Origin of the sequence: Vreelandella aquamarina (assembly GCF_020075495.1) — a bacterium.
Classification (GTDB): domain Bacteria; phylum Pseudomonadota; class Gammaproteobacteria; order Pseudomonadales; family Halomonadaceae; genus Vreelandella; species Vreelandella aquamarina_A.
Map to the genome: position 1 here is coordinate 1 of NZ_JABYQT010000017.1, position 22,299 is coordinate 22,299.

Consider the following 22,299-nt stretch of genomic DNA (forward strand, 5'->3'; position numbering starts at 1 on the left):
ATTATCCAGCATAACAACTTTAGCGTTCATAACCCTATGATTCTAATTGATGCTGCCTCTGTTTTACCCATTCGTTACCCAGGATGTTACCCAGGTCGGAAATTTAGGTATGCGGTATGGATTTGATTGTACCTGCGAGTGCTGGCGTCTGCCACGAAAGGGGTCATGCTCAAGGGATTATGAGTGCAAAGTAGCATCAAACACGGTCGCGCCTGCCATGCGGCCTCCCGCCTAAACCGCACGTCTCCTGCCTTCCTATGCTTACATTCCTTATATTGGTTGCAGTGAGTCAGCAACCAAACCGCAACCACGCTCAGCGGCGACCCTACTCTTTTTAAATTGACTTCCACATAAGCAATCCTATGCTGGAAACGTGCGCTGTATGCACAAACATGAAATTGCCACAGGAGGAAGCTATGCCTATAAATGCAGAAGATAAGGATTCGCTTATTCGATCAGCGTTTCCAGAAGGGTTTATCGTGAATTTTGATCGCTATAACGATAGCTATTCTCTCGCGACACCCGACCAGAATAGAGCTATTCACTTACCTTTGAACTCTTGTAACACCAGGTTTCGTGTGACAAACAGGCTGTTGTCGATTCGCAGTTACTTGCGTGACGAGCTTAACCATAAAATTGGCCATGAATGGGAGCAAGCAAACATCCACTGACGTTAAAAGATACGCGCAGGATGCGCTATCTACGGCCACATCTCTCATTTCATTAGCCCCACCTCTTCATACAGCTCACCTGCAAACACTTATCTGTGCTTCGCACGGCGGATTTTGAATCCGCTTCGGCAATTTCAGCGGGCCGCGCTTGCACAAGGCTTTGCTGTAATTTCAGCATCTTACGATCTTACTATGCTTACACCCGTTACATTGATCGCACACAGTCTGCGACCAAAACGCGACCACGCGCTATGCTGCTGGGACCATCATCACAATCAGCACAGCATCGAATATGGACTACAAAGCTACACTCTGGCGGAAGTCGCTCGAACGAAAAGGCTGGCGACGCTTCGGTAACTACATGCTGCCGCGATGCATGATCGAGTACCACATCATCCACCGTGGGCAACTATACAGCGGTCGCTGTTATTCCGGATCGCCGCCAGGTGACCCGAGCCAGCCCGGTACCGCTGCTTTCGTGATCCACCGGCGGGATATGATGACGGAGGGCGTGTGGCGGCGAACGAGAGGCGATGCAACGGTCGGCCAGGTCGTCAGGGCGCTGCCGTTTTAGAGGCACAAAAAAAACCGCTCTAGGCGGCGTCGGTGGCATTCAGCGAGACTAAACGCTCCAGTCCAGCCCCTCGACGTTAGCCAGTTCGCCGGACTCGATCTGCGCGGCGTACCCAGCTTCCCTGGCAATGAGTTTGCCGCGCCGGTCGCCGATTACTCGCAGACCGTTTTCCACGCATGATAGCGGGTAGTCGGCATGGAAGCCGCCGCTTGAGTCTTTCCATTTCGCAAACGTTTCGATGCCTGCTTCGCGCGCAAACTGTACGGATTCAAGCAGCGCTGCCCGATTCGCCGGATCGCCACTGTACGGCACGCCTTCGATTTCAACGCCTTGCGCCTCAGCGGCCTTACGTTCGGATTCAAGCTCTAAGAGCAGACTGGCTTTGTGCTGTCTTTCGGTTTCTTCTTTCGGTATAAACCAGGAATGACTCATTCTTCAGACTCCTGCAATTCTTTTTCAATTATGCGCACTGTCCAAGCGCCGTCTGCATCTTGAAAATATTCCGCTACTCCTCCTTCAAGTAAAGCTACCGCCCGAGGATTAGTTGCCGCCACATAACACCGCGAAGGATCATAATCCGCAGAATCAATCCAATCTCCTTCCCACCAGCCATTGCTCCCAACATTGACCTGATAGGCTTTGGTCATCTGCCCCAGGGTCACACAGAGTTCCCCATCAACCCACTCCATGTTATAGATACCTGCCTCATCTGTAGATTCATCTCCAAAAAAACGGGAGCCTTCAATAAAGAGACTTGTATCAATCCCATTGATAACAGCACCAGAAATATTGTAACTTACCGGCGCGAAACCTTTAGCTAGAAATTTAAGTTTCATAAAATCCCCTAATTAATACCAACGACCGTGGGCCAAAAGAACTATCGGTACCGTGGCTGGATTATAACTTTCTGCTTGTTTAAACCCTAACGACCATTGCCCCCCTGTTCCCAAGGAATGATCCCGAAGAGATTGTCTACGATTGGTACTAAGCACATCAACTCTACAAGAAAAACTGCCAGATACACTGCCCAAAACTAAATTAATAGGGTAATTATAATTCACATAAGAGTCAGTAGTTAAAGAATCTACAGTGCGCCAACATACAGCTGAGCCGTCTGCATACTTAACATACTCACCATCACTATTTTGCCCTCGCTCAATAATAGCTCCAGTCGGAATTCCTCCTGATTGTGAAACCCTTCCAAGAATGTTCTTGTCTGAGTAAAATTTGGTAGGAGGCTGCCATTCTATTGACGAGCCATTTCCGTCACCAACACGTGTTCTTAAATCTCCGGATATAGCATCGATGTGAAGCTCTTGTGCGCTCCCTGCAGACGTATATCGAGTTCGAAAACCCATGCCCGCCCGACCAAACGGGCTGCTAGCTCCGCTAGGATAGCGAGTGAATTCCGTAGGCCGCAGAGAATCGTCTATAGCAGATGTTCCTGACCCCACGCTATCGCCAAGCCTGAAGGCGCCTTCAGCCATCAGTCGGCCAGACCCTCCGACAACTGAGCGCCCCGCCACATCAGCGAGCGTCAGCCGTCTCAGCAGCTCTTGTAAATCCCCAATTGGCGCTGCTGCTAGATTGTCAATCGCTGCAAGCAGCCCAAGGCGTTGTTCTTCTCCGATGTTGATAGTGCCGAGTGCCGCGAGCAGCGCGTCTTGAACGCGCCGAACTAGCTCGTCAGTGACTTCGTTTAGCTGGTCTTGGTTTGATGCTGTAGCCACGTTCACTCCTAGAAATTGCTGGTGTCTATTAAGAGGTAGTTCCAGTTAGGCTGAGTCGCTGATCTGCGCCCTACCGGCGGCGGCGCGTTTATTTGCGTCTGCTCCTGAGATGTGACGAATCGGTCGCCGCTCGCGCGCATTGACGCCCACACATTCACAGAGAAAAATGGGCCAAATTCTCCGGAGCCAGCGACAAACCAGGTTGCAAACGCCGATCCTTGTATTGCCGCCAGATTCTTCCCGGCGTACTGCTTGTTTTGGTTGTGCCCGGACGTGCCATCGCCTTGTATGAAGTCGACAAGCCGCAGATATTTGTTCCGAGAATCGAACACTACGCGTCCAGTATTCGGGTTACGTATACGCATGCCGATGGCATCGTTGTAATAGCGTTCGCCGTATTCTGATGTGTCAAATATGTAGGCGCGCACCCACGTGCCTGGTTTGGCTGTGAGATTGTAGGTTGTGCGATCACCGTTCCGGGTGACGCTCCCAACGAATACGTCGCCCTCTGAGAACGCTACAACACCGCTGGTTGTTGTAAATGTTCGCTGAATTGTGACGTATTGCCCGCTGCCGTTGATTTGAAACCGCTCATACGAGCGCAAACACAGATTCGAGTAGTTTTCGTCGATCTGCACAGTCCCGCGAGCCGGGTTTGTGATTCGAGCGCCTATTGTCATGAGTAAACCCCATAGAGGAATGACCAGCTCACACGTGACGTCTGCGAATCGTCGCCGCTGAACGTCCATTCGATACGCCCATTTCGAACCACTATTTGGGGCATAATCACGTTGTAGCCCTCCGGATTACCCGGCAATCGAATAAAGAAAGGGCGGCCGCGTGAGAACTCAGGAACACTTAGATTGCCGTTTCCCGTGCCTGTAGACGCCTGCCCCAACATCGTCGTCAAGCTGTCTGTTACCTCAAAAACGACCTGGCCGTTATTTGGATTTCTCACTCGAATGCCGACCGCCATCAGCTGAGCTCTCCTATCTCGACCACCAGCACATTGCCCTGGTACATGCGCGTAAAAGTGGGTCTCTGCTCGACTCGCGCGCTACCATTCACTGCATTGAGCTCAAATCCTCCATGCGACCAGAACGCGAATGCGGGCCTCCCGTTCGCCGCCGTTACGGAAGAGACCATCGTGGTGACTTCCAGAAGATCCGCCCGCAATTTGCCGTTTTCGAACACTAGCCGCCCGTCGCTGCTGCGCAGTTTCGTGAAATCGAGACGATCAATGAATGCCTCGGGCATGATCACGCGGCCGTCAGACACGACAAATGCCGTCACCAGCTCTCCACTAACGGGGTTCATAACTGCGAACGTGTTTGCGACTGCGACAATTTCAGCCGTAGTGCCGTCAACCTGCATGCCGATCATCGCTTTGCCATTTGCAGTTTCGACAGTAGTGACGGCTCGGGCCACAGCGCCGGTCGCTGGGTCGTAAACTGCCGTTAGCTGCTGATTAACCTCTGCAAACTCCTCTCCCACATCGACACGGTATGATTCAAGGCTCCGAGCCAAGGCAGCGTCTTCTTCGCTAAGTGCGGTCAACTCCTGCCGGACGTTGGCTTTGTTCCCTTGATAGTCAGTAGAAAGCGTCTCTACACGCTGAGAAATAGAGAATCGGTCGTTCGCCTCGACGATGCGATCAGTATCTTGCTGAGCTGCCCCGTTCATCGTTTGAACGCGCATACCCAGATACCTGATGACCTGCATTTTCTCTTCGCGCTCGATGATTTGCTGCAGCTCATCGATGCGCGCGCCCTGTTTTTCGGGGTCGAGTTCCTCTAGCTCCGACTTCAGATCAGCAATGGATTTCTGGGCGGACTGAATCGCTTCCGAGTTTTCAGTCAGCCTGCCATCAAACTGCTCAAGCACGCCGCCAGGGCGCGTCAGACCATCATTGATGGCTTCAATTTCTTCTTGAAAATCGTTTGTCGTCTCGACGCTCACGCGCAGGAATGCAGACGATCCATACGCGTTCACTGACTGCACGTAATAGTAATAGCGCGTCGCCGGGGACAGGCCGGTGTGGGTGAATGATAAGCCCTCGCCAAGGTACGTAGCCTGCGGCTGTGTGGCCCCCTCGCTTTGCGTGACGTAGTAGCGGTAGTAGCCGCCGCCGAGCGAAGCGCCTGGTGGGAGCTGGGGAATCAACGTTACTTCACGGTTACCGCGAGTGAATATCACCCGCTCAGGCGTCGCGGGGGCCAGTACGGTGAAATTCACCGACGCCGGGCCTGACTGGCCCAGCCGACCACGCGCACGAACCTCAGCGACGTAGTTTCCGGACACCAGGCCGCCTATTTCGCAGCGCTCGACGCCAGCAGGAACCTGGGCGGACTGCACTGACTGGCCATCGTGTTTGATCACGACGTTGTAGTGCAGGGCGGCGTCAACTGGGTTCCAGAGCAGCACGCCCTGGACGACCTCGCCCACACTCTCTACCTGGTAGCGCAGGCCGGTGGGCGAGCCGATTCCCCCGGCAGGCAGCCGGATAAAATTCGTGGCGTCGAACGGCTGGCCTACGGCATCGTCGTAGATCTCGGGCTGTTCGGCGCGCAACTTCACTTTGCAGCCGTTCTCGCCGCTGAAATCCCAGTCCACCACGGCGAACTCGCCCTGGATGTTGAGCGAAGGCAGATCCACGCGCACGACGCGCCCTGGGCGGCAGGCGTAGCCGCGGAAGTTGAGCGCAAGCTCGAGGCGGCCGCCAGCGCGCTTGCGGCGCAGCTCGATGTTCGCTAGCCGCTGCGCTTGATACGGGCTCGAGACGAAACGCAGGTTCAGTGAGTCTTCTATCGGGCCGCCGTCCTCCTCGATCCACTCGGCCACGCTCACTGCCGGGTAATCGGTTTCGACCCAGCGCTGTTCGCGGGAAACGAACGTGCCGCGCATTGTATTCACGGCATCCGCCCGGCTGACCTCGGTCTGGCCGGTGACGGTGCCGATCACCATGTTCTCGTCGATGGTGAACTCGGCGGGGCCGTAGTAGGCGCCCACCTGCAGGCCGATCTGGCCGCCGACGCGCAGGAGCGAACCGGCGCAGGCGGCCATGAGGTCGGCCAGCACGCGGTCCTTGCGCTCGTCGGCGCGAAAGCCGCCGCTCACGGTGTAACGGCGCTCGCGGCTGCCGTCCGGGTTCGTGATGGCCTCGTCGCAGATGTTCGCGGCGTCGATGAACGTGTCCCACAGGATCTCGTCATCAGGCACGCGCAGGCGGTGGCGCACGTACCACAGAATCACCAGCGCGGCGTTGTCGCTGTAGCCGGTGGCGGTGCTGCGCGGGTCGTAAATGTCGTTGCGGCCGTGGTACTCGAACAGCAGGTCCGGAATGCCGCTTGCGAAATACTCGGGGTCGTACTTGAGCGTTACGCGCACCCAGGTCAGGCCACGGCCGATCATCGTCTCGCGCCAGTCCGGCGAGTGCTCGAGCATGTACTGGTTGGGTGCGGTTGCACCTGATACCAGTTCGTATTCGATCAAGTCGCCAGCGGTGGCCACCGGCTCCTGGTTGACGTAGATCTGGTCGAGCGAGTGAATAGTGCCCTCGGTGAGCACGTATACCAGGTAGAGGCGTTCGCCTTCGTCCTGCTCGCCCGGCTCTTCTTGCGCCCAGGCCAGCAGCGCGCCGGTTCCTACCTCACCGAACACGTAGCGCGCTGGCTCTTTTGACGAGCGGATCACTTGCTTGAGCTCGCTGCCGGTCATGCCGCTACCGGCGGCGTTGGGCACCTTGGGCATGAGCAGCCCGAACACCTTGTTGAACGGCCTGACCGCTGCAGTGACAACGCTGGATACCGCTTTTACCGCCTTACCCATGTTCGACTCTCCAGCATGCCAATGGCTCGGCGCGCACGCGGTGCACGCCCTCTTCTGTCACGGCCCAGATCGCACTGGCCCACACCACGCCCACGCAGCGGCCGTTATCGGAATCAAACAGCACAACGTCTCCGCGCTGCCGCATGTTGACCGGCACGCGCTGAAAGCACGCATCCCAGGCGCCTTCGAGCGAGCCGTGGGTATTGCGCAGCACGCGCTTGGCGCCTACGGCGGTGGTGTAGCGGCCCCGGTACGGCGCCGCCGGGTCGATGCCGCACACGGCGACGCAGCAGTCAGCGGCGAACAGGCAGCAGTCAAACTCGCCCCACGAAAAAGGCCGCCCGGAGGCGGCCTTGATGACGGTGTGTAGCTGGGTGGTCCAGTCTCTATGTCGCATGGGCTACCTGTACGTGAACGTGGGGGCGTCGCGCTTGGCGCCCCAGTAGATCGGCCAGTCGGACATTTGCCCAACGGCAAAAAAGAATCGGTCGCCATCGTGGCGGCTTTGCTGGTTCTCGTCGGTCCAGCGCTCGGTACCGACGCGCTCCCAATCAACAAAGCGGTCGGTCAGCGTGACGCTGATCGCGTTCTCGCCCTCGCTGCCGGCGTAGCTCATGGTCGGGGCATCCATGAATCCGCTGATCATTACATCGGCGGCGTAGTCGCTGTTGTCGTCGTAGGCCACAATCATCAAGCGCCCGAACCGGCCCCGGCAGCGGTCGGCCAGGGCGGAGGCAATGATGCTGGGGTCGAGGCCGGACAGCGTGAGCGTGGCAGACAGCGCAGACGAACTGTTCAGCCCCTCACGCACCGGGGTGACGTTGCCGAACGATCCTACACCCTCATACGTTTGCCCGTTGATCACCAGGGGGCCGAACCCGGTATGGGCGCGCACCCAGCCGTCACGGAAATCGAGTTCTACGGCGTAGGCCATCTGCACCGTGGGCCGTGCGAGTAGATCCACGACGGCATCGGAAAAGGGGAATATCTGCATTAGAAGGCCTCCCGCGCGGTGATCGTGCCGCTGGCAATGAGGGCTTGGACGTCGAACATTTGCTCGTCTTCGGATAGCCGCATGACGGCATAGGGCTGTTGATAATTCACCGCCTCCCCGTTTGTTGGCGAAACGCGCAGCCACGGCGCAACGGGTATCACCGCGCGGCCTTGGGCGTTGCTGGATACATCGTCCAATACTTCCAGCAACTGGTTGTTCACGGTGATGTAGTCGCCGGCACGCAGCACCACCTTACTGGCCTGCCAGTTGCGGGTAGCGATCTGGGCGCCGCGCTGGTTGGCACCATCCACTACGGCATTTCCGGCGAATGGCCCCGGCGGGCGCGTCCAGGGTCGCAGGCGGAAGGTGCCAGCCATGCCCTGCAGGCGACCAATGAACGTGGTGAGCGCACGTTCTTTCTCGCGGTTGAGCGACGGGAACTCGAGCGAGCATTGCCAGTACGCGCCAGGGGCACCGGTGATCTGCTGCGACTGCGACAGCGGCGACGTGAACGCGCGGGTATTGAACCGCCGCCCCCAGCTCATGCGGTGGGGCTTGATGTGTGCGGGCCAGTCGATCATTTAAACCCCTAGCTGTTGCCGCAATGGGCCGTTGTCGTTGAAATCTTGAGCCACTTCTCTGAGCGATTGCCGGACAGCATCACCCACAAGCCGCGCCGTCTCCGCTGGGTTGGTTGAACCCCGCGCATCAACATGAACGACAGGTGCGAAACCAGAGCCTGAATCGCTACCCCCTGGCCGGTTCATCTGGCTTTCCGTCCGCGCCAGCATGGCGTCCATTTTGGCGTTGGTGTCGTCCAGCGTGCGATCCAGCTTGGCACTGGTGCTGGCGGTGGTGACCTTCTCGCCCTTTTCAAGCAACCAAGTGCCGGTTTCGGGGATGGAGTCGATACCGTCGTGGGCCATGCCCGCCAGGCCGGTGCCCTGGATCGTAGTCACGATGCCAGCCGTGGCCGCGGCGACGCTGGCCATGGCGGGGATGTTCGCGGGGAACGGTAGCGCTGCGGCGCCAGCGATACCCTGTTGGATGGAGACAATTGACGACGCGATAGCGAACGCTTTCTCTGCCGCGAACATGGCCTTGTAGATGCCGCTTTGTTCACCGGCGAACGCTTTGGTGATGCTGGCCATGTCGCCGAACAGGCTTTCGGCGCCGGCCAACTGGGCAATCTGACGAGCTTTCTCGATGCGCGCCAGCTCGGCCTCGTGTTTCTCCTTGAGCGCTCGCTCCTGCTCATTCCACTGCTCGGTGAGGTCCGCGCGCTCCTGCCGGTAGTTGTTCAGCATGTCGAGCTGTGTGGCGTACCACTCCTGCAACTGGTTCTCGGCCTCGGCGATTTTGTTCAGCTCACCGAAGGCGCCACCAATGGTGGCATCCAGGCCGCCGTATGATGGGGCATCTGCAAAGCCTGCGACAGCGATCTTGGCGGCGACCTCAGCATACTCCTCGCCAGCGACATTCGCGGCATCGAGCACGGCGAGGCGTTCAGCTACCTGGGCGGTGAGACGCTCTTCAGTTGTGCGTAGCTCTACGAGAAGGGCGCGGTAGTCCTCGGCCGCTTTCTCGCTGGCTTCGTAGGCGGAGATGGTTTCGAGCGCTACGCGGGCTGAGGCAAGCTGCGCATCAGTAGCTCCCTCCTGCGCCAGCTTGTAAAGCACCATTTCATCTTCTGCCATACCCAGGGTTTTCGCCTGCATCTGTAGCGCGGCAATTTGATTGGCTATGGCCTTTGTTGCGCGCTCGCTCTCGCTGGTCTGATCCTCTGTAGTTTGCGTGGTTTCACGGGTCGTGTTCCCCAGCTCGGCCAGCTTTGCATCGATCTCAGCAACCGAGCCGCCAGCGGCCTCAATCGCGTTGCGAGTATCCATCAGCTCGACTTGCAGATCGTGCAGCGCCTGCTGCGCTTCGCTTCGCTGCCCCATTCCAAAAGCTTGCTGACCGCCAACAGAATTCCACTGACGTTGTTCTTCAGCCACTATTTCACGCTGATTGGAAACAGCCATGGCCAGTGTTGTCTGGCGGAACTGCTGAAACTGGCGCTCTGCCTCAAGCATAGCCTTGGCGTTCTTCAGCGCCGCTTGTGAGTTGGCATCCAGGGCGCTGGTCATGTCGTCTACGCGGTCCGTTGCCGACTGTATCTTGGGCGACACTAGCCCCAGCTCTTCGCGGAACGTGTAGATAGCGCCCACGGCTGCCCCCGCCACCGTTACCAACGCCCCCAGGGGATTGACGCGGATGGCGGCATTGAACGCCCACTGCGCAATGGTGGCGGCGTTGACGGCTACACGGTAGGTTACGTAGGCGCCAGCGGCTCCCGCCACGCCTACCGCGATACCTTTCATCACTTCGAGCTGTAGATCGTAATCCCCTGCGTGAAACGCTTTGGTCACATCGTTGACCGAATCCGCCATGGCGTGCAGCGAAGGCGCCAAACGGACGGCCACCGCATTACCCAACGCTTCGGACGATAGCCCCATACGCGCGATGGCGTCGTTGGCGTCTTCGATAGCGGCGGCATCCACCATTGATACAGAAAGCCCGTAATCCTCGATCTCCTGACGAGCATTACGGATTGCATCGCCACCCTTTAGGAATAGCTCGGTTGCGCCGCGCTGCTCGAAGCCCAACTGCTGGAGGTGTCGGGCGGCCTCTTGCGCAGAAACACCGGAGTCACGGATGCGGTCAGCTACGTAGGCCAACTGCTGGTCTACGTCCATGCCCTTCATTTCTTGAAGGTTTAGCTTTAACCGCTCTACCGTTTTCAGCGCGGGCCCGCCATTCATTTCAACGGCGCCCAGGCGGCGGTTCATGCGGTTTAGCGACGCCTCCATACCATCCAGACCAGAGTCTGATGCAGCCATGTTCACGGCCCTTAAGCCGTCAATAGTGCCACCCAGCGAACGGGCCAGCTTTGCGTTGGCGTCGATGGTATCCATATTGGATTTGGCATAGGCATAAAGCCCGGCAGCGCCTGCCGCTGCACCGGCTGCAATGGCCGCGATGCCCGCGGCCGCCATCTTGGCATCCTTCTCCATTTGACGCATCTTGCGCTGCGTATCTCGCTGGGCCTTATCCATGGGGCCCGTAAAGTTGCCGGTCTTCAGCACCATATCCAGCGTCAAGCTACCGAGCGAGCGAACCGACATACTTTTCTCCAGGCGTAAAAAAACCCGCCAGGGCGGGTTTATTCGAGTCGAGGTTAGACGCTAACGCTTTATGCAGTTATCAATATTCGAAGAAAGCTGCTCCAGAGAGACAAGCGCTAGATCTGGATTAGCGCCTTGCCACGCTCCGATCTTGTCAAAACCAGAATTCGCTACTGCTCCAGAGTTAAGCTGTGCCTGCTCAAGGTTAGAAAAGCGATAAACGTTTCCGCTTTCGCCCAATTGCGCTGTCATGGTAAAGCGAACAGCGCGCTTAACGAGAGCTGAGGCTGAGTACTCAGTAATACCCTCCGCAACGATATTCCCGCTTCCTTCCCGCACAATCACGCTGCCACCGCCAACTGAGTGCTGATTGCTTTGTTGGTAGTAGTTGCCGGTATATGTACCAAAATGACTTCCAGCAGTATCACTTAACGTAACACCTCTGTTGGTAACATTCTCAGCCACGCATGCTGCTAGCTTATCTTGGTCAACATCGCCGGCCGATGGATGTGCAAAGGCAACGGATTTTACCGCCTGGGCATTCACTCCCCCACCCCACTGGCCTAATTGCACATCGCCAAATCGTGAGAAGTCCATCGCCGTTTGTTGAGATGCACATCCAGATAAAAGCGAACCGGCCACTAAACCAAGCGCTATTTTTTTAATCACTTTCTACCACCCCTTTTATTTGCGGTACAAATTACCCGTTGAGCTACCTCAGCAAGGAACGTACCGCACTTGGCTAAGTTCCGCTAGGACTTTGGTGCGAGCTGCTCGCTCTCAGCGGCGCATGCTTCAGGGCTATCCCCAAGCCTCCATGGCTTGTTCCATGGTCAGTTCGGGTTTGTCAGTGTGAGGCATGAACTCATGCATTTTCCAAGGCGGTGTGCCTTTACTCCTGTTCATGTTGGCTTGCTGGCAAACGATCTGGGCCGCCGCTTGCTCAATACGCATGCCGGAGTGCATGCTGCCCCGCTTTTTCCGGAATGCCAACCACTTCAGGAACTCGGGGTTGCTGATGCGCTCTTGCGCTTCCTCGATTGTCCGGCCGCCGATGCCGTTGAGGACGAGCTCGTGCCAGACTTCTTCTTCGTCGTCGAGCTCGTCGGGCGCTTTCCCAGGCCGCTGACGTCAGAAATCACGCGCAACAGCTCGTTGGTCAGCTCGGCGCTGAGCGGGCCGCGCTCGTCGTCGGCGGTGCCGATGACGTCTGCGACGGTGAACACCGGGGCGCCGTCGTCGCCCACGATACAGTGGGCGATTCGGGCGGCCATCACATCGCCCTGGGCGTGCACGGCCTGAATATCGCTTTTGGCCGTGGCGTAGGAAAGCGGCAGCACGTTTACCGTGGCCGTGAACTCCTGGCCTTCGTGCTTCCATTTGATGCCTTTCTCTACCGGCTTGCGGGATACAAAGCCGCCATTGGCGGCCAGGGTTTCAATGGATAGCTTCATGCTTATTCTCCACTTGGCGGCTGGGCGGCTTTGCGCTGCCAGGTGCCGCGGCCGCTGCGCTGGAGTGAACCGGCAACGACCACGTTGGCGTTGAGCTGGAAGTCGAACGGGAAATCGGCGATGTAGGCGTCGAACGTGTACCAGGTGCGGGTTGTTGGTAGCGTGATCGTATCGCCGGAGGCTTCGGGCGCGGCTGTTTGCTTGCCTTCGGCGTCCACCGGGCCGTCGCTCCAGCCGACAAACCATTTCAACGTGGGCGTTTGACCGCCTTCGGCCATCTGCTGGAGTGCAATATGGGAAGGCTCAGCGGGGTCGGCATTGATCGCGAGACTACCTTGCCCGGGTTGCGCCAGCCCGGCTTCGTAGCGCATGGCTTGGGTTTCTTCGAGGTCGGTCTGGTCGATCTGCGTTTTGGGGCTCGAGCCGGGATTGAACGCGGTCAGGCGTTTGACGCGGACGATCTCGCCGCCGGGCGCTTGGAAAAAGACGCTGGTGCCTTTGGTCAGCATGGGGCTTTCCTCTACTGGGTGGTGTGCGTCCAGCTCACGTCGAAGCTGGTGGTTTTGAGCTGGGTGTTGGGCTCGGTGCCGGTCCCACCCAGTCGGGTGATATAGGCGTGTGGCTCAATCGCTCGGCGTAGCGCGGCCAACACCGCGTTGACGTCCGACACGGTGGTGGCGTAGATGTCGACCTGAATGCTCCAGTCGTCCACGTCCGGCGGCTCTGCCAGGTAGTTCTCGGGCACGCCGTTCAACACCTGGTACACGGCGTATGGCTTGGGTACGTTTTCGGGGGCGCCGCCGAACGGAAACAGGCGCGTAGGGTTAACCCCGAGCAACGCGGTGACCCCCGCGTTGGCGGCGCAAACTCGAAACAGTGGGGGCATGGGTTAGGCTCCGGCTTCCCGGGCTTGCTTGCGCAGGGCGCGGTCAAGCGCGCGGTTGTACTGGGTGATGAATTCGTCTGTTGCTGCCTGGACGCTCTCAGATAGCGACCGGCGCATGAAGGGTTGAGCCGGTGCGGGGCCTACTTCCTTCCCAAAGAATTCACCGGCTTGAGGGTTTGCCAGAATGCCACCTCCCTGGGCACGGATAGCATCACGGCCAAACTCGATATGCCGCCAGTGCCGGGTATCACCACCTGGCAGTCCGGAGAATGCTTCTGTCTTTCTCCTACCCCCTGCGCCACCCATAACACCCACGCGAAATACTAGATCACCGGTTTGACGAAATTCCTTTGGTGAGAACCGCACGGCGATATTCGCGGAAATGTCTTCGGCACTGACCGGGTCATCGATTTGCTTGGCGTTTTCCTTGGCCTTATCACGGATAAGGTTCGCGGCTTTACGCATGGCAAAGCGGCCGCCCTTCTTGCGTAGGTCGTAGTTGATGTTGTCCATGCGGGCTAGCAACTGGTCGAGGCCTTCGACATTGAGGGCAACGGGATCAGTCATACGGCACTACGTCGACCTTACCGCGATAGCGCTTTGAAAGAGCACGCTTGCGGTATTTGTGCAGCTTTACGCGCCCATCTTTGTCAGTCGCATACGCATCGGCTATGCCCCGTTTCGTATCTGCATAAAAGCAACGCGAAAGCCGTCGACCGTTAACATAGACTTTAAAGCGACCGTGGCCGGGCTTGTAAATATGGCTATCCATCGTTTACCCCCTCGCTGTAGGGCAGCGTCAGATACTCGCGGGCGCTGTCTTTATCGGGCAACACGCCTTCGATGTTGTAGATGTACCGGCCCTTGCGTACCCGCATCGTGCTATTGACGCCCATTCGCTCGCCGGCGTTGAAGCGCATCACAAGCTGGCCCTTCACTTCGGACTGCGCAGCGTTGGCGGCGATGAAGCCGCGCACGCTGAGCGGCTCGATGGCCATCCAGGCTTTTCCGACCACTTCCCAGCCCGCCACCATGGCGCCGGTATCGGGATCTTGCACTTCGGCTGGGCGCTCGATGGTGCAGCGGTGGCGGAGTTTTCCGGCTCTCATACGCCTAGCCTCCGGTATGGCCACAGAATCTCATTCACTGCCGGCGGGAGTGGCTTCTCGCCCTGGCGATCCTCAAACCGGTAGGCGATGTAAACCAGCATGGCGGTAGTGATGTCGTCGTCCAGCACCAGCGGGCTTTCTGCGCCGCTGAGCAATGCGGCTTCTGGGGTCTCAAACAGCGACCGGTCGGTGTAGTTCTCGACATACCGGCGGGCGGCGTTCGAGTACGTTTCGAGCAGCTGATCTTCGTCGGATTCGTCCGGCTCGATGCGGCACTGCTGTTTGATAATTTCAAGATCGAGCATAGTGAGCACCGAGCGCGGGGGTTATTTCTTCGGGGTGGATTTGGAGGCCTTGGCCGGGGTCGCCGGGGGCTTCTCCCCTTCGGCCTGGGGCGCGGAGGCGTAGCCTTTCTTGATCAGCTCGCGTCCGCGCATTTCGTCGACCGTGGCGGGGCTGCCGGGCTTGCCTACGTCGGTGCCGCCCATGTAGATGGGCTTATTCAAAATGACCTGCATGATGATTCTCCAAGGTTAAGGCGCGTCCCTGCGCTCTGGGTCGTCCTGAGGGCGTGCTTATTCGCCAGCTGGCGGGGTCGCCGGCGGAGTGAAGTCGCCCCAGACAAATGCTTCGGGACGCTTGACCGCCAGCGCCAACCGCTCTTCGCAGCGAATCGAGATCATGTTCTTCTCGAAGTCGTCGGCGTTTTCGGTGGAGATCACAACGTTGGCGTCTTCGCGGTCGAAGATCTGCGCGCCCGCCTGGAAGGCCCCGGTCAGGAACTTGCCCTGGAAGCCGTTTGCTTCGGTGGAAACCACCGGCAGCCCCCAAAGGGTCGGACCGGTGAGCGCCGACGGATTAGCGAGGATGTAGCGGCCCAAGGTGTCCTTGGCCAGCTCGATGCGCGCCCAGTCGATGAAGTGCAGCACGTGGCCGCTGGCCGGGAAACGCGCCAGCTGCGCCTGCAGCATAGCGAGGCGCAGGTCATCGATGCCGGTCTGCCCTTCCACCTCGAACGCCGGGTTAAAGGTAGACGCTTGGGGCACGATGCCTTCGAGGTGGTTGCCGGTCCCATCGCCGAACAGGATCTCGTTCTCTTCGACGTACTTCAGGCCGTAGCGCAGCTCGGCGTCGATCATCGATTGCAGCTGCGCAAAGTCATCAAGGATTTGCTTTGACGCCTTGAACATGTGCGCCACGGTCTGCACCGGGGTGATCTTGCTGCCGAACTGAATGCCGCTGTACGGCTTACCGCCAGCCGGGTTCTCGCCCACCACCGCCGCATTATTGGTGAAGCCGGTTTGCTGTACCCAGAAGATTGCCGGCGAGGTAGTGCGGCCGCCAGCGATCAGGTCGCGGATGAACAGGCGCTGCTTGGGCAGTTGATCGATGCCCGGCAGGCGCTGCGGTTCGACCACGCCTTCGGCGACGTCGGCGCTGGTCAGTGCGGCGCGCGGGATGCTGACGTTGACGCGCTTGCCGCCTTCGACGCTATGAGCAAAAGCCTTCAGCAGATCGGACTCGGCCACCAAGCTACCGGCGGTTTGCGCGGTTCGCTGTGCATTGTGGGTGGGCATGCGGGCGTATTCCTGCTCGAGCTCGCCCAGGGCAGCCTTCAGGGTATTGACGGACTCCTGCAGGCCGTTTTGCGTGGTCAGCAGGCGGTCAACCGCTTCTTTGGTTTCGGCGGACAGCTGACCGCTGTTCTTGGCCTCTTGCAGCGCGTCTTCGGCCTTCTTGTCCAGTTGGCCCTTGACGTCGTTCAGCGCTTTTGTGGCCTCCGCCAGAAGCTGCGCGTTCGTTTTATCAGACATGGTTGTCTCCGGTGTTCACTTGGAAAGATGCGACCGCTTGTTTAAAAGCGGCATACGCGGTGGCCGTGTCGGCCTCTTGGTCGGTAGCGCTGGGCGTACCGGGGTCGACAGCGCCGGGCATGTCGGATTTAAAAGACTGCATGAGGGCGCGGCGCTCGCTGCGCGGCACGCCTGCCTTGGCCATGGCAACGTCCATCTTGCGGGCGGCAAGCTTGGCGCTGGTCTGGGCGTTGGCGGATTCTTGAACGGTGTCAGATGGCAGCATTGCATCGGCCCAGCCAACGTCGACCGCTTCACCACCACCGATCCAGGTCTCTTCGTCCATTTCACGCTTGATGCGCTCGATGTCGATGTCAGTACGGGCCTGGTAGATGTCGGCGATGGTCTGGTCGAAAGGCTCCAGCCAGTCGGCAATTTCGCGTAAGTCGTTGCGGTTGCCGGCGGCCATCACCCAAGCGTTGTGAATCATGAAGAACGCGGCGCGGCCAATCTGTATCTCGTCGCCCGCCATGGCAATGAAGCTGGCGGCGCTGGCGGCCAGGCCCATCACGCGGACGGTGACCTTGCCCTTGTGCTCGCGCAGGATGTTGTAGATCGCCAGTCCTTCGAATACGTCACCGCCGGGGCTGTTGATGTTGACGAACACATCACCGCTGCCGATCGAGCGCAACGCGGCGGCAATACGCTTGGCCGTCACGCCGTCACCGAAGTAGTCATACCCGATGGGGTCGTAAATGGTGATGGTGTTCTCGGCGTCTTCATCCACGGCGTATAAGCCGGGGTTCCAGCGGTCTAGGGCTCGGGGTGAAATATCGCAGTACATGCCCGCGTGCGGGCGAGCCTCCGGGGCAGCCGGAAGATTTTTAAGGGTCATCAGGGTAGCTCCGAAGGTTAATCGGTGGGTTCGTCTTCGCGCATCCAGCTTTTGAACGCGGCGAGGGCGCGCTGGCTGGCACTGCCCGCCACATCGCCCAACTGTCTCAACGGCACTAGGTTGGATTGAACGGTGAGCTCGTCGCCGCCTTCGACCCGGGAAAGGTTCTCCAGGCGCCGGCCTTCGTTGCGGCTCATTAATCCGTTCTGGGTCATCGTGGAGAGGTAAGCGGCACGGCCTGCACTGTCAGCCCGCAATAGGCCTTCAACGTTAAACTCGACGTAATAGCGCTCGTCGTCATCCAGCAGACAGCGGTCAATCTCCTGCTCGATGTTCTCCAGGATGGGGCGTAGCGTGTTGGTCAGAAACTGGAGGTTCATGCCCTCGACGCTAGAGGCCCAGGACGACTGCTTGTCCATGTGCCCTACCATGAACGGCGGAACGCCGAACCAGCGGCAGATTTCCTCGATGCTGAACGCGCGCGTCTCGAGCATCTGCGCGGCTTCGGGGTTCATGGTGATGCTTTGGTACTTCATGCCCGCTTCGGCCACCATGACCTTGCCGGCGTTTTTCGAGCCCATGAACCGCTCGATATTCTTGCGCAGCGACTCGCGCTGGTCGCTGGTGAGGTTGTTGTCCGAGCTCAAAATGCCGGACGCCTGCATGCCCTGGGCGAAAACCTTATACGCCGCTTCGTCTGCCGACATGGCGCCGCCCAGAATGTCGCGGCCCTGCTTGACCGGCATCATGCCGCATACGCCATCGAGGCCGAAGCCGCGGATGTGCATCACATCCTTTTCGGCGATGTCTCGCGGCAAACCGTTCTCGGTGTATTGATATTTCAGGCGGCCGTTTTCGTCGCGGCTGACCACCATGTTCTGGGGCAGCAGCGGATTCAGCGCCACCACCCGGCCACCGACGCGGCGCTTTTCGACGAACGCATTACCCCATAGGCAGATACTGGCCACCACCATCAGCATGAAGCGGGCGGTGGTCATCTCGGCATTGGGGCGTCGGCTGATCATTCGGTACATGGGATGATTCGTCGCCGCCACGCGGGATCCGTCATCCTGTCGCTCGTACAGCTTGATAGGCAGCGTGGAGATCGTCTGCGACAACAGCTTCACGCACGCCCAGGCGGCGGAGAGCTGCATGGCGCTATTCACCGTCACGTTCTTGCCGGTGGACGACTGGCCTTGCCACTCGGCCCAGAACTCACCGGTGGTCAGGCTGATCGGAACGCCGAGCCAGTTCAGCAACGCCGACTTGACCCGGCCGGGTTTCTCTTTTGACATCAGATGCCCACCATAATCGGGTTGTCCACGAAGCCGGAAAGGTCTTCGGGGGTTGTTTGGGCCGCGTTCATGGCCCGGCCGATCGCCATGATCAGGGCCACGGCGCCGTCGATTTTGTTGTGCGAGCCCTGCTTGATGGGGCGTACCACGTCGTCATTGCCGGGCAGGTATTTGCCGACCACATTGCCGACGCACCAGGTCATGATCGGGTGGTCATCGTGGTGGAAGCGGCCCGTTAATATCGCGGCTTCCAGCTCTTTCATGGGGTCGGACATGTGCGAGTAGCTTTGCTGAACGGTGACCGGGTTCAGGCCAGCATCGTCGAGCTGGTGTGACAGGTTCGCCGCGCCGTGCGGGTCGATGCCGGACTCACTCGCCGGCGCCGCTTCGTGCGCCTCGACGGCCTGCGCCAGCACTTCCCGGTAGTCGATCTCGGCACCGTCGGTGCTTTCGAGGTGCCTGTCTTCGACCCAGCCCTGGTAGCGCTCGGCGGTACGGCGGTCGTCATTGCTGAACACCGTGTCCTCGGGCACCCAGAACGTGGGCGCCACGCAGTAGTAGTGCGTCTTGCCATCGATCTGTTTGGTGAACACGCGGACCATGCCGGTGAGGTCGAGTTTTCGCGCAAGGTCGAACCCGTAAAAGCAATCAACGCCGCGGAACTGCTCGAGCGTGAGCGACGGGTCGGCGCATTTGCGCCAGGCCTCGAGGTTGAAAAATCCCTCTTTGGCGGAGACCCAGACGTTCAAATGTTTCGTCTTGATCCGGTTGGCGGTGCGCGCCCGGGCCACGGCGGTGGCGATCTGGCTCTTGAGCCAGTCCATACTCACCGACACATCGGCGTTTGGGTTCGCCTTGCGGATCGCCTCTTCGCTCGTCCAGTCGTCATCGGGGTCGATGGTGTAGATCAGCGCGAACAGCTCGTCATCCTGCTGCGTGCCGTCCAGCATTTCGATGCAGCGTTCGCGGTGCGAGTAGCACGGCCCCGCTATATCGAATCCGGCGGTGGTAATCGCCAGCACCAGTGGTTGCAGGCGCGCCCCCATGCCGGAGATCATCGTGTCGTACAGGTTCGAATCCTGGTGCTCGTGGTACTCGTCGATGATCGCCAGCGATGGACTCGAGCCGTCTCCGGGGTCGCCGATGACCGGCTCGAATTTGCTGCCGTCGGCGCGCTCCAGCTTCTTGGCCCAGACCACCACACCGAAGCGCTTGCGCAGACCCGGCAGCTTCTTGGCCATCGCCAGCGCGGGCTTGAACACCTCCCACGCTTGCTTCTCGCTGGTCGCGCCACAGTAGACCTCGGCGCCGTATTCCTTATCGGCGCAGAAAGCGTAAAGCCCGGACGCCGCGGCGATGATCGACTTGCCGTTCTTGCGGGGCACTTCGATGTACGCCTCGCGATACCGCCGCGTTTTGTCCTTCTTGCGCACCCAGCCGAAGATCATCGAGAACAAAAACAGCTGCCACGGCTCAAGCACCAGGCGCTGTTTCTGCCGGGCCCAGCGGTCTTTAGTGTGGGGCATCTTCTGGATAAAGCGGCACACGCGTTCGGCCAGGTCGCGGTCGAACCGGTACGGGTAGCTCTTTGCCTTGCTGGCTTTCACATCGTTCAGATGCCTGGCGCAGGCTTGCTTGACGTAAATGCACGCCGGTATCCGGCCGCCTACTACGTCACGCGCGTACTTCTGCGCCGCGTTGACGTTGGGGTATGCGGCCATGTGTCAGAACTCGCTAAAGTCGTCGTCCTCGTTGGGCTGATCTTCCCCACTACTACCGGCGCCCATCATGCGCAGCCGGGTCAGCGGATCGAGCCCCAACAGTGAACCCAGGCGCGAGAGCTGGGCGATGGCATCATTTCGGGCAGCGACGTAGGGGCTTTTCTTGATGCTGCCGTCGCTAGTGGCCACCACCATTCCACCGTCGCGTGCCGCCCAGTCGGTTATTTTGAGATCGGCGGTGATCATGTACGAGAAGCTGTTGCAGTATGCCAGCAGCAGTGGCGCGTCTTCGGGCTCGAACGTGCCGCGCTCGATCAGCACCTTGCTTTGAGATTTCCACAGCCGAACCGCGTTCTCATCGATCAGCTCAGGGGGTGGCGCGATGCGTGTGATCGAGCTCTTGTGCGTCAGCGACGTCTTGCGTTTTCGGCCTCCGCCCGAGGCCCGGACGGGCGCTTCATTCCCCATCCTGGCCTCCCAGAAAATTTTCGTTATTTCTCACGTAAAAAAATCGACTTGAGGGTGCGGTGTCCGCGCTCGAGGACTGTAGAGATTCACCCCGCCCCCGGGGTGTCAGCCGCCGCGCTGGCGCGCCCGCAGCGCCTCGGCCTGCGTCTTCGCCGCGTGGCACGGCCCGCACAGCGCCTCAAGGTTCGCGCTCGTTGTAGCGCCGCCCTCGGCCTCTGGGACGATGTGGTCAACAGACTCAAACGGCGTGGCTTTACCCTGCCGTTTGCACTCCTGGCACAAGTAGCGGTCGCGTTCAGCTACTGCATCACGGATGCGGCGCCAGGCACGACCACCACGTCCACGGCCTGCGCGGCCGCGCGTCCATGCCTTGGCCTGGTCTGCGTGCTCGTCGCAGTAGCCGTGGGCATGACGTGTAGTCCGGCGGCAAAGCTTGTCGCGGCATGGGGTTGGTGTGCGTGCCGGCATCAAATAACGCCTACTCGATCTGCCAGCGCTTTGACCTGAGACTTCAGCTCCTCTGCAATCAAGGCCTCGGCCTGGCCAACCGTCATCTCTCTGTATTCGTCGATCTCAACTGACAGTTGGATCTCACCAAAGGGTTGACCTAGCTCTACGAAACCTACAACGCTTAGCCTGGTGACAACCTCTTCTACAGGCTCGCCGACAGAGGATGAAACGTCCGCGAAGTCTTTCCTGATGCTGATACTCTTGATGCTCATGCTTCACTCCTCCAGATCAAGGTAAGGCCCATGCGAGCCACTGCTCTCGTCGCCCATGCTTTCGGCTTCTTGCGATAGCAGGTAATCAATCACCTGCTGGTTGCTCTCTGCCAGGCGATTGATCGCCGCCGTCTGCTCCTGCAGTGCGACGACCAAATCAGCAATCCGTGAGTCTGTCATCGCCGCCTACCCTCCACGCTGTCATAAATTCCCGCCTGCGCACGCGCCTGCTCCTTGGCCACTTGCCCGCTCTGCCATGTCGATATGCCACGCTCAGCGGTTTGGCCTGCAATGTACCCACCAACGCCCAACGTCATCAGGTTCCACAGCGCGTCTGGTAGCGGCAGCGTGAGACCGACACCAAACATGGCGGATAGATAGGGGGCAATCAGGTAGTTGTTCGCGACGATAGCAACGATGGTCAGCATCAGAATCGGCCGCCAGTTGCGCTGCAGCCAGCTCTCACCCGCTGCCTCAGCCAGCACCACTTCCATTTTCGCTTTGAGCGCACTGTTTTCCGAGTCGATCAGTTGCGTCTGTATTTCGTGCTTCAGTCGCGCCGCTTCGTCCTTATCAGTCACCGCCTTGTCGATAACGCTAAACAATGGGCTCACAAGAGATGCCAGGGCTTTGGCTGCAATACTCATTGAACGGCCTCCAGGCGGCTGACCCGCGACTCCAGCGCATCGAGCTTGCTTCGGGTTTCATTGCGGTGCATTTCGGCCTCACGCCGGGGCAGGTACTGAGAGTCCATGGCGCGCAAATCCTGACGCAGCTGCTCGGTCAATCCGATCAAGTGGCTGACCCTCTCGTCCTGCCGGGCGCTGCTTTCTGAAAGCTTAAGGGTTGTCATTCCCTGCCACGCGATCAGGCCTGCGACTAACGTCAATAGCAGCGTCTGGAAATGTCGTTCGAATATGGGCTTGGACCGCACGGCAACATCGGGATTGTTGTCTGACATCCCGCCTCCTGGTGGGTCGTTCGGTGATGTG

Annotated in this window: 29 protein-coding genes; all 29 read right to left on the minus strand. The window is 59.2% G+C overall.

Annotated features, from left to right (window positions below):
• Positions 1–1,293: 1,293 nt before the first annotated feature.
• The 29 genes from HW452_RS16595 to HW452_RS16730 all read right to left on the minus strand — a co-directional run bounded on the left by HW452_RS16595 (position 1,294) and on the right by HW452_RS16730 (position 22,268).
• Complete coding sequence (locus HW452_RS16595; RefSeq protein ID WP_224107208.1) at positions 1,294–1,677, minus strand: DUF4376 domain-containing protein; 384 nt, start codon at positions 1,675–1,677, stop codon at positions 1,294–1,296.
• Positions 1,674–2,081: a hypothetical protein gene (locus tag HW452_RS16600; RefSeq protein WP_224107209.1), complete on the minus strand. Its 408-nt coding sequence runs from the start codon at positions 2,079–2,081 to the stop codon at positions 1,674–1,676. Before HW452_RS16600 ends, HW452_RS16595 begins: the two co-directional genes overlap by 4 nt.
• A 12-nt stretch (positions 2,082–2,093) precedes the next feature.
• On the minus strand, positions 2,094–2,975 hold the full coding sequence (locus tag HW452_RS16605) for a hypothetical protein (RefSeq protein ID WP_224107210.1): 882 nt from the start codon (positions 2,973–2,975) through the stop codon (positions 2,094–2,096).
• 8 nt (positions 2,976–2,983) lie between these two features.
• The gene (locus HW452_RS16610; protein ID WP_224107211.1) at positions 2,984–3,613 is read right to left on the minus strand and encodes a hypothetical protein; all 630 of its coding nucleotides are present in this window, start codon (positions 3,611–3,613) and stop codon (positions 2,984–2,986) included.
• A 38-nt stretch (positions 3,614–3,651) separates the two neighbouring features.
• On the minus strand, positions 3,652–3,951 hold the full coding sequence (locus HW452_RS16615) for a hypothetical protein (protein WP_224107212.1): 300 nt from the start codon (positions 3,949–3,951) through the stop codon (positions 3,652–3,654).
• Positions 3,951–6,803, minus strand: coding sequence for a phage tail tip protein J-related protein (locus HW452_RS16620; RefSeq protein WP_224107213.1), 2,853 nt, complete (start codon positions 6,801–6,803; stop codon positions 3,951–3,953). The genes HW452_RS16615 and HW452_RS16620 overlap by 1 nt, the downstream gene beginning before the upstream one ends.
• Positions 6,796–7,200 (minus strand): DUF6950 family protein, encoded by a 405-nt coding sequence (locus HW452_RS16625; protein ID WP_224107214.1) that lies wholly within the window; start codon positions 7,198–7,200, stop codon positions 6,796–6,798. Before HW452_RS16625 ends, HW452_RS16620 begins: the two co-directional genes overlap by 8 nt.
• Positions 7,201–7,203: 3 nt before the next feature.
• A complete protein-coding gene (locus tag HW452_RS16630; RefSeq protein ID WP_224107215.1) occupies positions 7,204–7,797 on the minus strand; it encodes a hypothetical protein in 594 nt (197 codons plus the stop codon).
• A complete protein-coding gene (locus HW452_RS16635) occupies positions 7,797–8,378 on the minus strand; it encodes a hypothetical protein (protein WP_224107216.1) in 582 nt (193 codons plus the stop codon). The genes HW452_RS16630 and HW452_RS16635 overlap by 1 nt, the downstream gene beginning before the upstream one ends.
• Complete coding sequence (locus tag HW452_RS16640; protein ID WP_224107217.1) at positions 8,379–10,964, minus strand: hypothetical protein; 2,586 nt, start codon at positions 10,962–10,964, stop codon at positions 8,379–8,381. It lies immediately after the preceding gene.
• Between the two features lie 60 nt (positions 10,965–11,024).
• Positions 11,025–11,633, minus strand: coding sequence for a hypothetical protein (locus tag HW452_RS16645; protein WP_224107218.1), 609 nt, complete (start codon positions 11,631–11,633; stop codon positions 11,025–11,027).
• Between the two features lie 132 nt (positions 11,634–11,765).
• A complete protein-coding gene (locus HW452_RS17765; protein ID WP_425348120.1) occupies positions 11,766–11,930 on the minus strand; it encodes a hypothetical protein in 165 nt (54 codons plus the stop codon).
• 32 nt (positions 11,931–11,962) lie between these two features.
• Complete coding sequence (locus HW452_RS16650; RefSeq protein ID WP_224107219.1) at positions 11,963–12,418, minus strand: phage tail assembly chaperone family protein, TAC; 456 nt, start codon at positions 12,416–12,418, stop codon at positions 11,963–11,965.
• Positions 12,419–12,420: 2 nt separating this feature from the next.
• Positions 12,421–12,927 (minus strand): phage tail tube protein, encoded by a 507-nt coding sequence (locus tag HW452_RS16655; protein WP_224107220.1) that lies wholly within the window; start codon positions 12,925–12,927, stop codon positions 12,421–12,423.
• Between the two features lie 11 nt (positions 12,928–12,938).
• Complete coding sequence (gp17, locus tag HW452_RS16660; RefSeq protein ID WP_224107221.1) at positions 12,939–13,304, minus strand: tail completion protein gp17; 366 nt, start codon at positions 13,302–13,304, stop codon at positions 12,939–12,941.
• Between the two features lie 3 nt (positions 13,305–13,307).
• A complete protein-coding gene (locus HW452_RS16665; protein ID WP_224107222.1) occupies positions 13,308–13,871 on the minus strand; it encodes an HK97-gp10 family putative phage morphogenesis protein in 564 nt (187 codons plus the stop codon).
• Positions 13,872–14,068: 197 nt separating this feature from the next.
• Positions 14,069–14,413, minus strand: coding sequence for a phage head closure protein (locus HW452_RS16670; protein ID WP_224107223.1), 345 nt, complete (start codon positions 14,411–14,413; stop codon positions 14,069–14,071).
• Positions 14,410–14,718, minus strand: a complete 309-nt coding sequence (locus HW452_RS16675) for a head-tail connector protein (protein ID WP_224107224.1) — start codon at positions 14,716–14,718, stop codon at positions 14,410–14,412. The genes HW452_RS16670 and HW452_RS16675 overlap by 4 nt, the downstream gene beginning before the upstream one ends.
• 21 nt (positions 14,719–14,739) lie before the next feature.
• Positions 14,740–14,931, minus strand: a complete 192-nt coding sequence (locus HW452_RS16680; RefSeq protein ID WP_224107225.1) for a hypothetical protein — start codon at positions 14,929–14,931, stop codon at positions 14,740–14,742.
• 57 nt (positions 14,932–14,988) lie between these two features.
• The gene (locus tag HW452_RS16685) at positions 14,989–16,227 is read right to left on the minus strand and encodes a phage major capsid protein (protein ID WP_224107226.1); all 1,239 of its coding nucleotides are present in this window, start codon (positions 16,225–16,227) and stop codon (positions 14,989–14,991) included.
• Complete coding sequence (locus HW452_RS16690; protein ID WP_224107227.1) at positions 16,220–17,101, minus strand: head maturation protease, ClpP-related; 882 nt, start codon at positions 17,099–17,101, stop codon at positions 16,220–16,222. The genes HW452_RS16685 and HW452_RS16690 overlap by 8 nt, the downstream gene beginning before the upstream one ends.
• Positions 17,102–17,118: 17 nt before the next feature.
• Positions 17,119–18,396 (minus strand): phage portal protein, encoded by a 1,278-nt coding sequence (locus HW452_RS16695; protein WP_224107228.1) that lies wholly within the window; start codon positions 18,394–18,396, stop codon positions 17,119–17,121.
• Positions 18,396–20,117: a terminase large subunit gene (locus HW452_RS16700; RefSeq protein ID WP_224107229.1), complete on the minus strand. Its 1,722-nt coding sequence runs from the start codon at positions 20,115–20,117 to the stop codon at positions 18,396–18,398. The genes HW452_RS16695 and HW452_RS16700 overlap by 1 nt, the downstream gene beginning before the upstream one ends.
• A gap of 3 nt (positions 20,118–20,120) precedes the next feature.
• A complete protein-coding gene (locus HW452_RS16705; RefSeq protein ID WP_224107230.1) occupies positions 20,121–20,585 on the minus strand; it encodes a phage terminase small subunit P27 family in 465 nt (154 codons plus the stop codon).
• A gap of 105 nt (positions 20,586–20,690) precedes the next feature.
• Complete coding sequence (locus HW452_RS16710; protein ID WP_224107231.1) at positions 20,691–21,053, minus strand: HNH endonuclease; 363 nt, start codon at positions 21,051–21,053, stop codon at positions 20,691–20,693.
• Positions 21,053–21,307, minus strand: coding sequence for a hypothetical protein (locus HW452_RS16715; protein ID WP_224107232.1), 255 nt, complete (start codon positions 21,305–21,307; stop codon positions 21,053–21,055). Before HW452_RS16715 ends, HW452_RS16710 begins: the two co-directional genes overlap by 1 nt.
• A 3-nt stretch (positions 21,308–21,310) precedes the next feature.
• On the minus strand, positions 21,311–21,487 hold the full coding sequence (locus HW452_RS16720; RefSeq protein ID WP_224107233.1) for a hypothetical protein: 177 nt from the start codon (positions 21,485–21,487) through the stop codon (positions 21,311–21,313).
• The gene (locus tag HW452_RS16725; RefSeq protein ID WP_224107234.1) at positions 21,484–21,954 is read right to left on the minus strand and encodes a 3TM-type holin; all 471 of its coding nucleotides are present in this window, start codon (positions 21,952–21,954) and stop codon (positions 21,484–21,486) included. The genes HW452_RS16720 and HW452_RS16725 overlap by 4 nt, the downstream gene beginning before the upstream one ends.
• A complete protein-coding gene (locus tag HW452_RS16730) occupies positions 21,951–22,268 on the minus strand; it encodes a hypothetical protein (protein ID WP_224107235.1) in 318 nt (105 codons plus the stop codon). The genes HW452_RS16725 and HW452_RS16730 overlap by 4 nt, the downstream gene beginning before the upstream one ends.
• Positions 22,269–22,299: the final 31 nt, after the last annotated feature.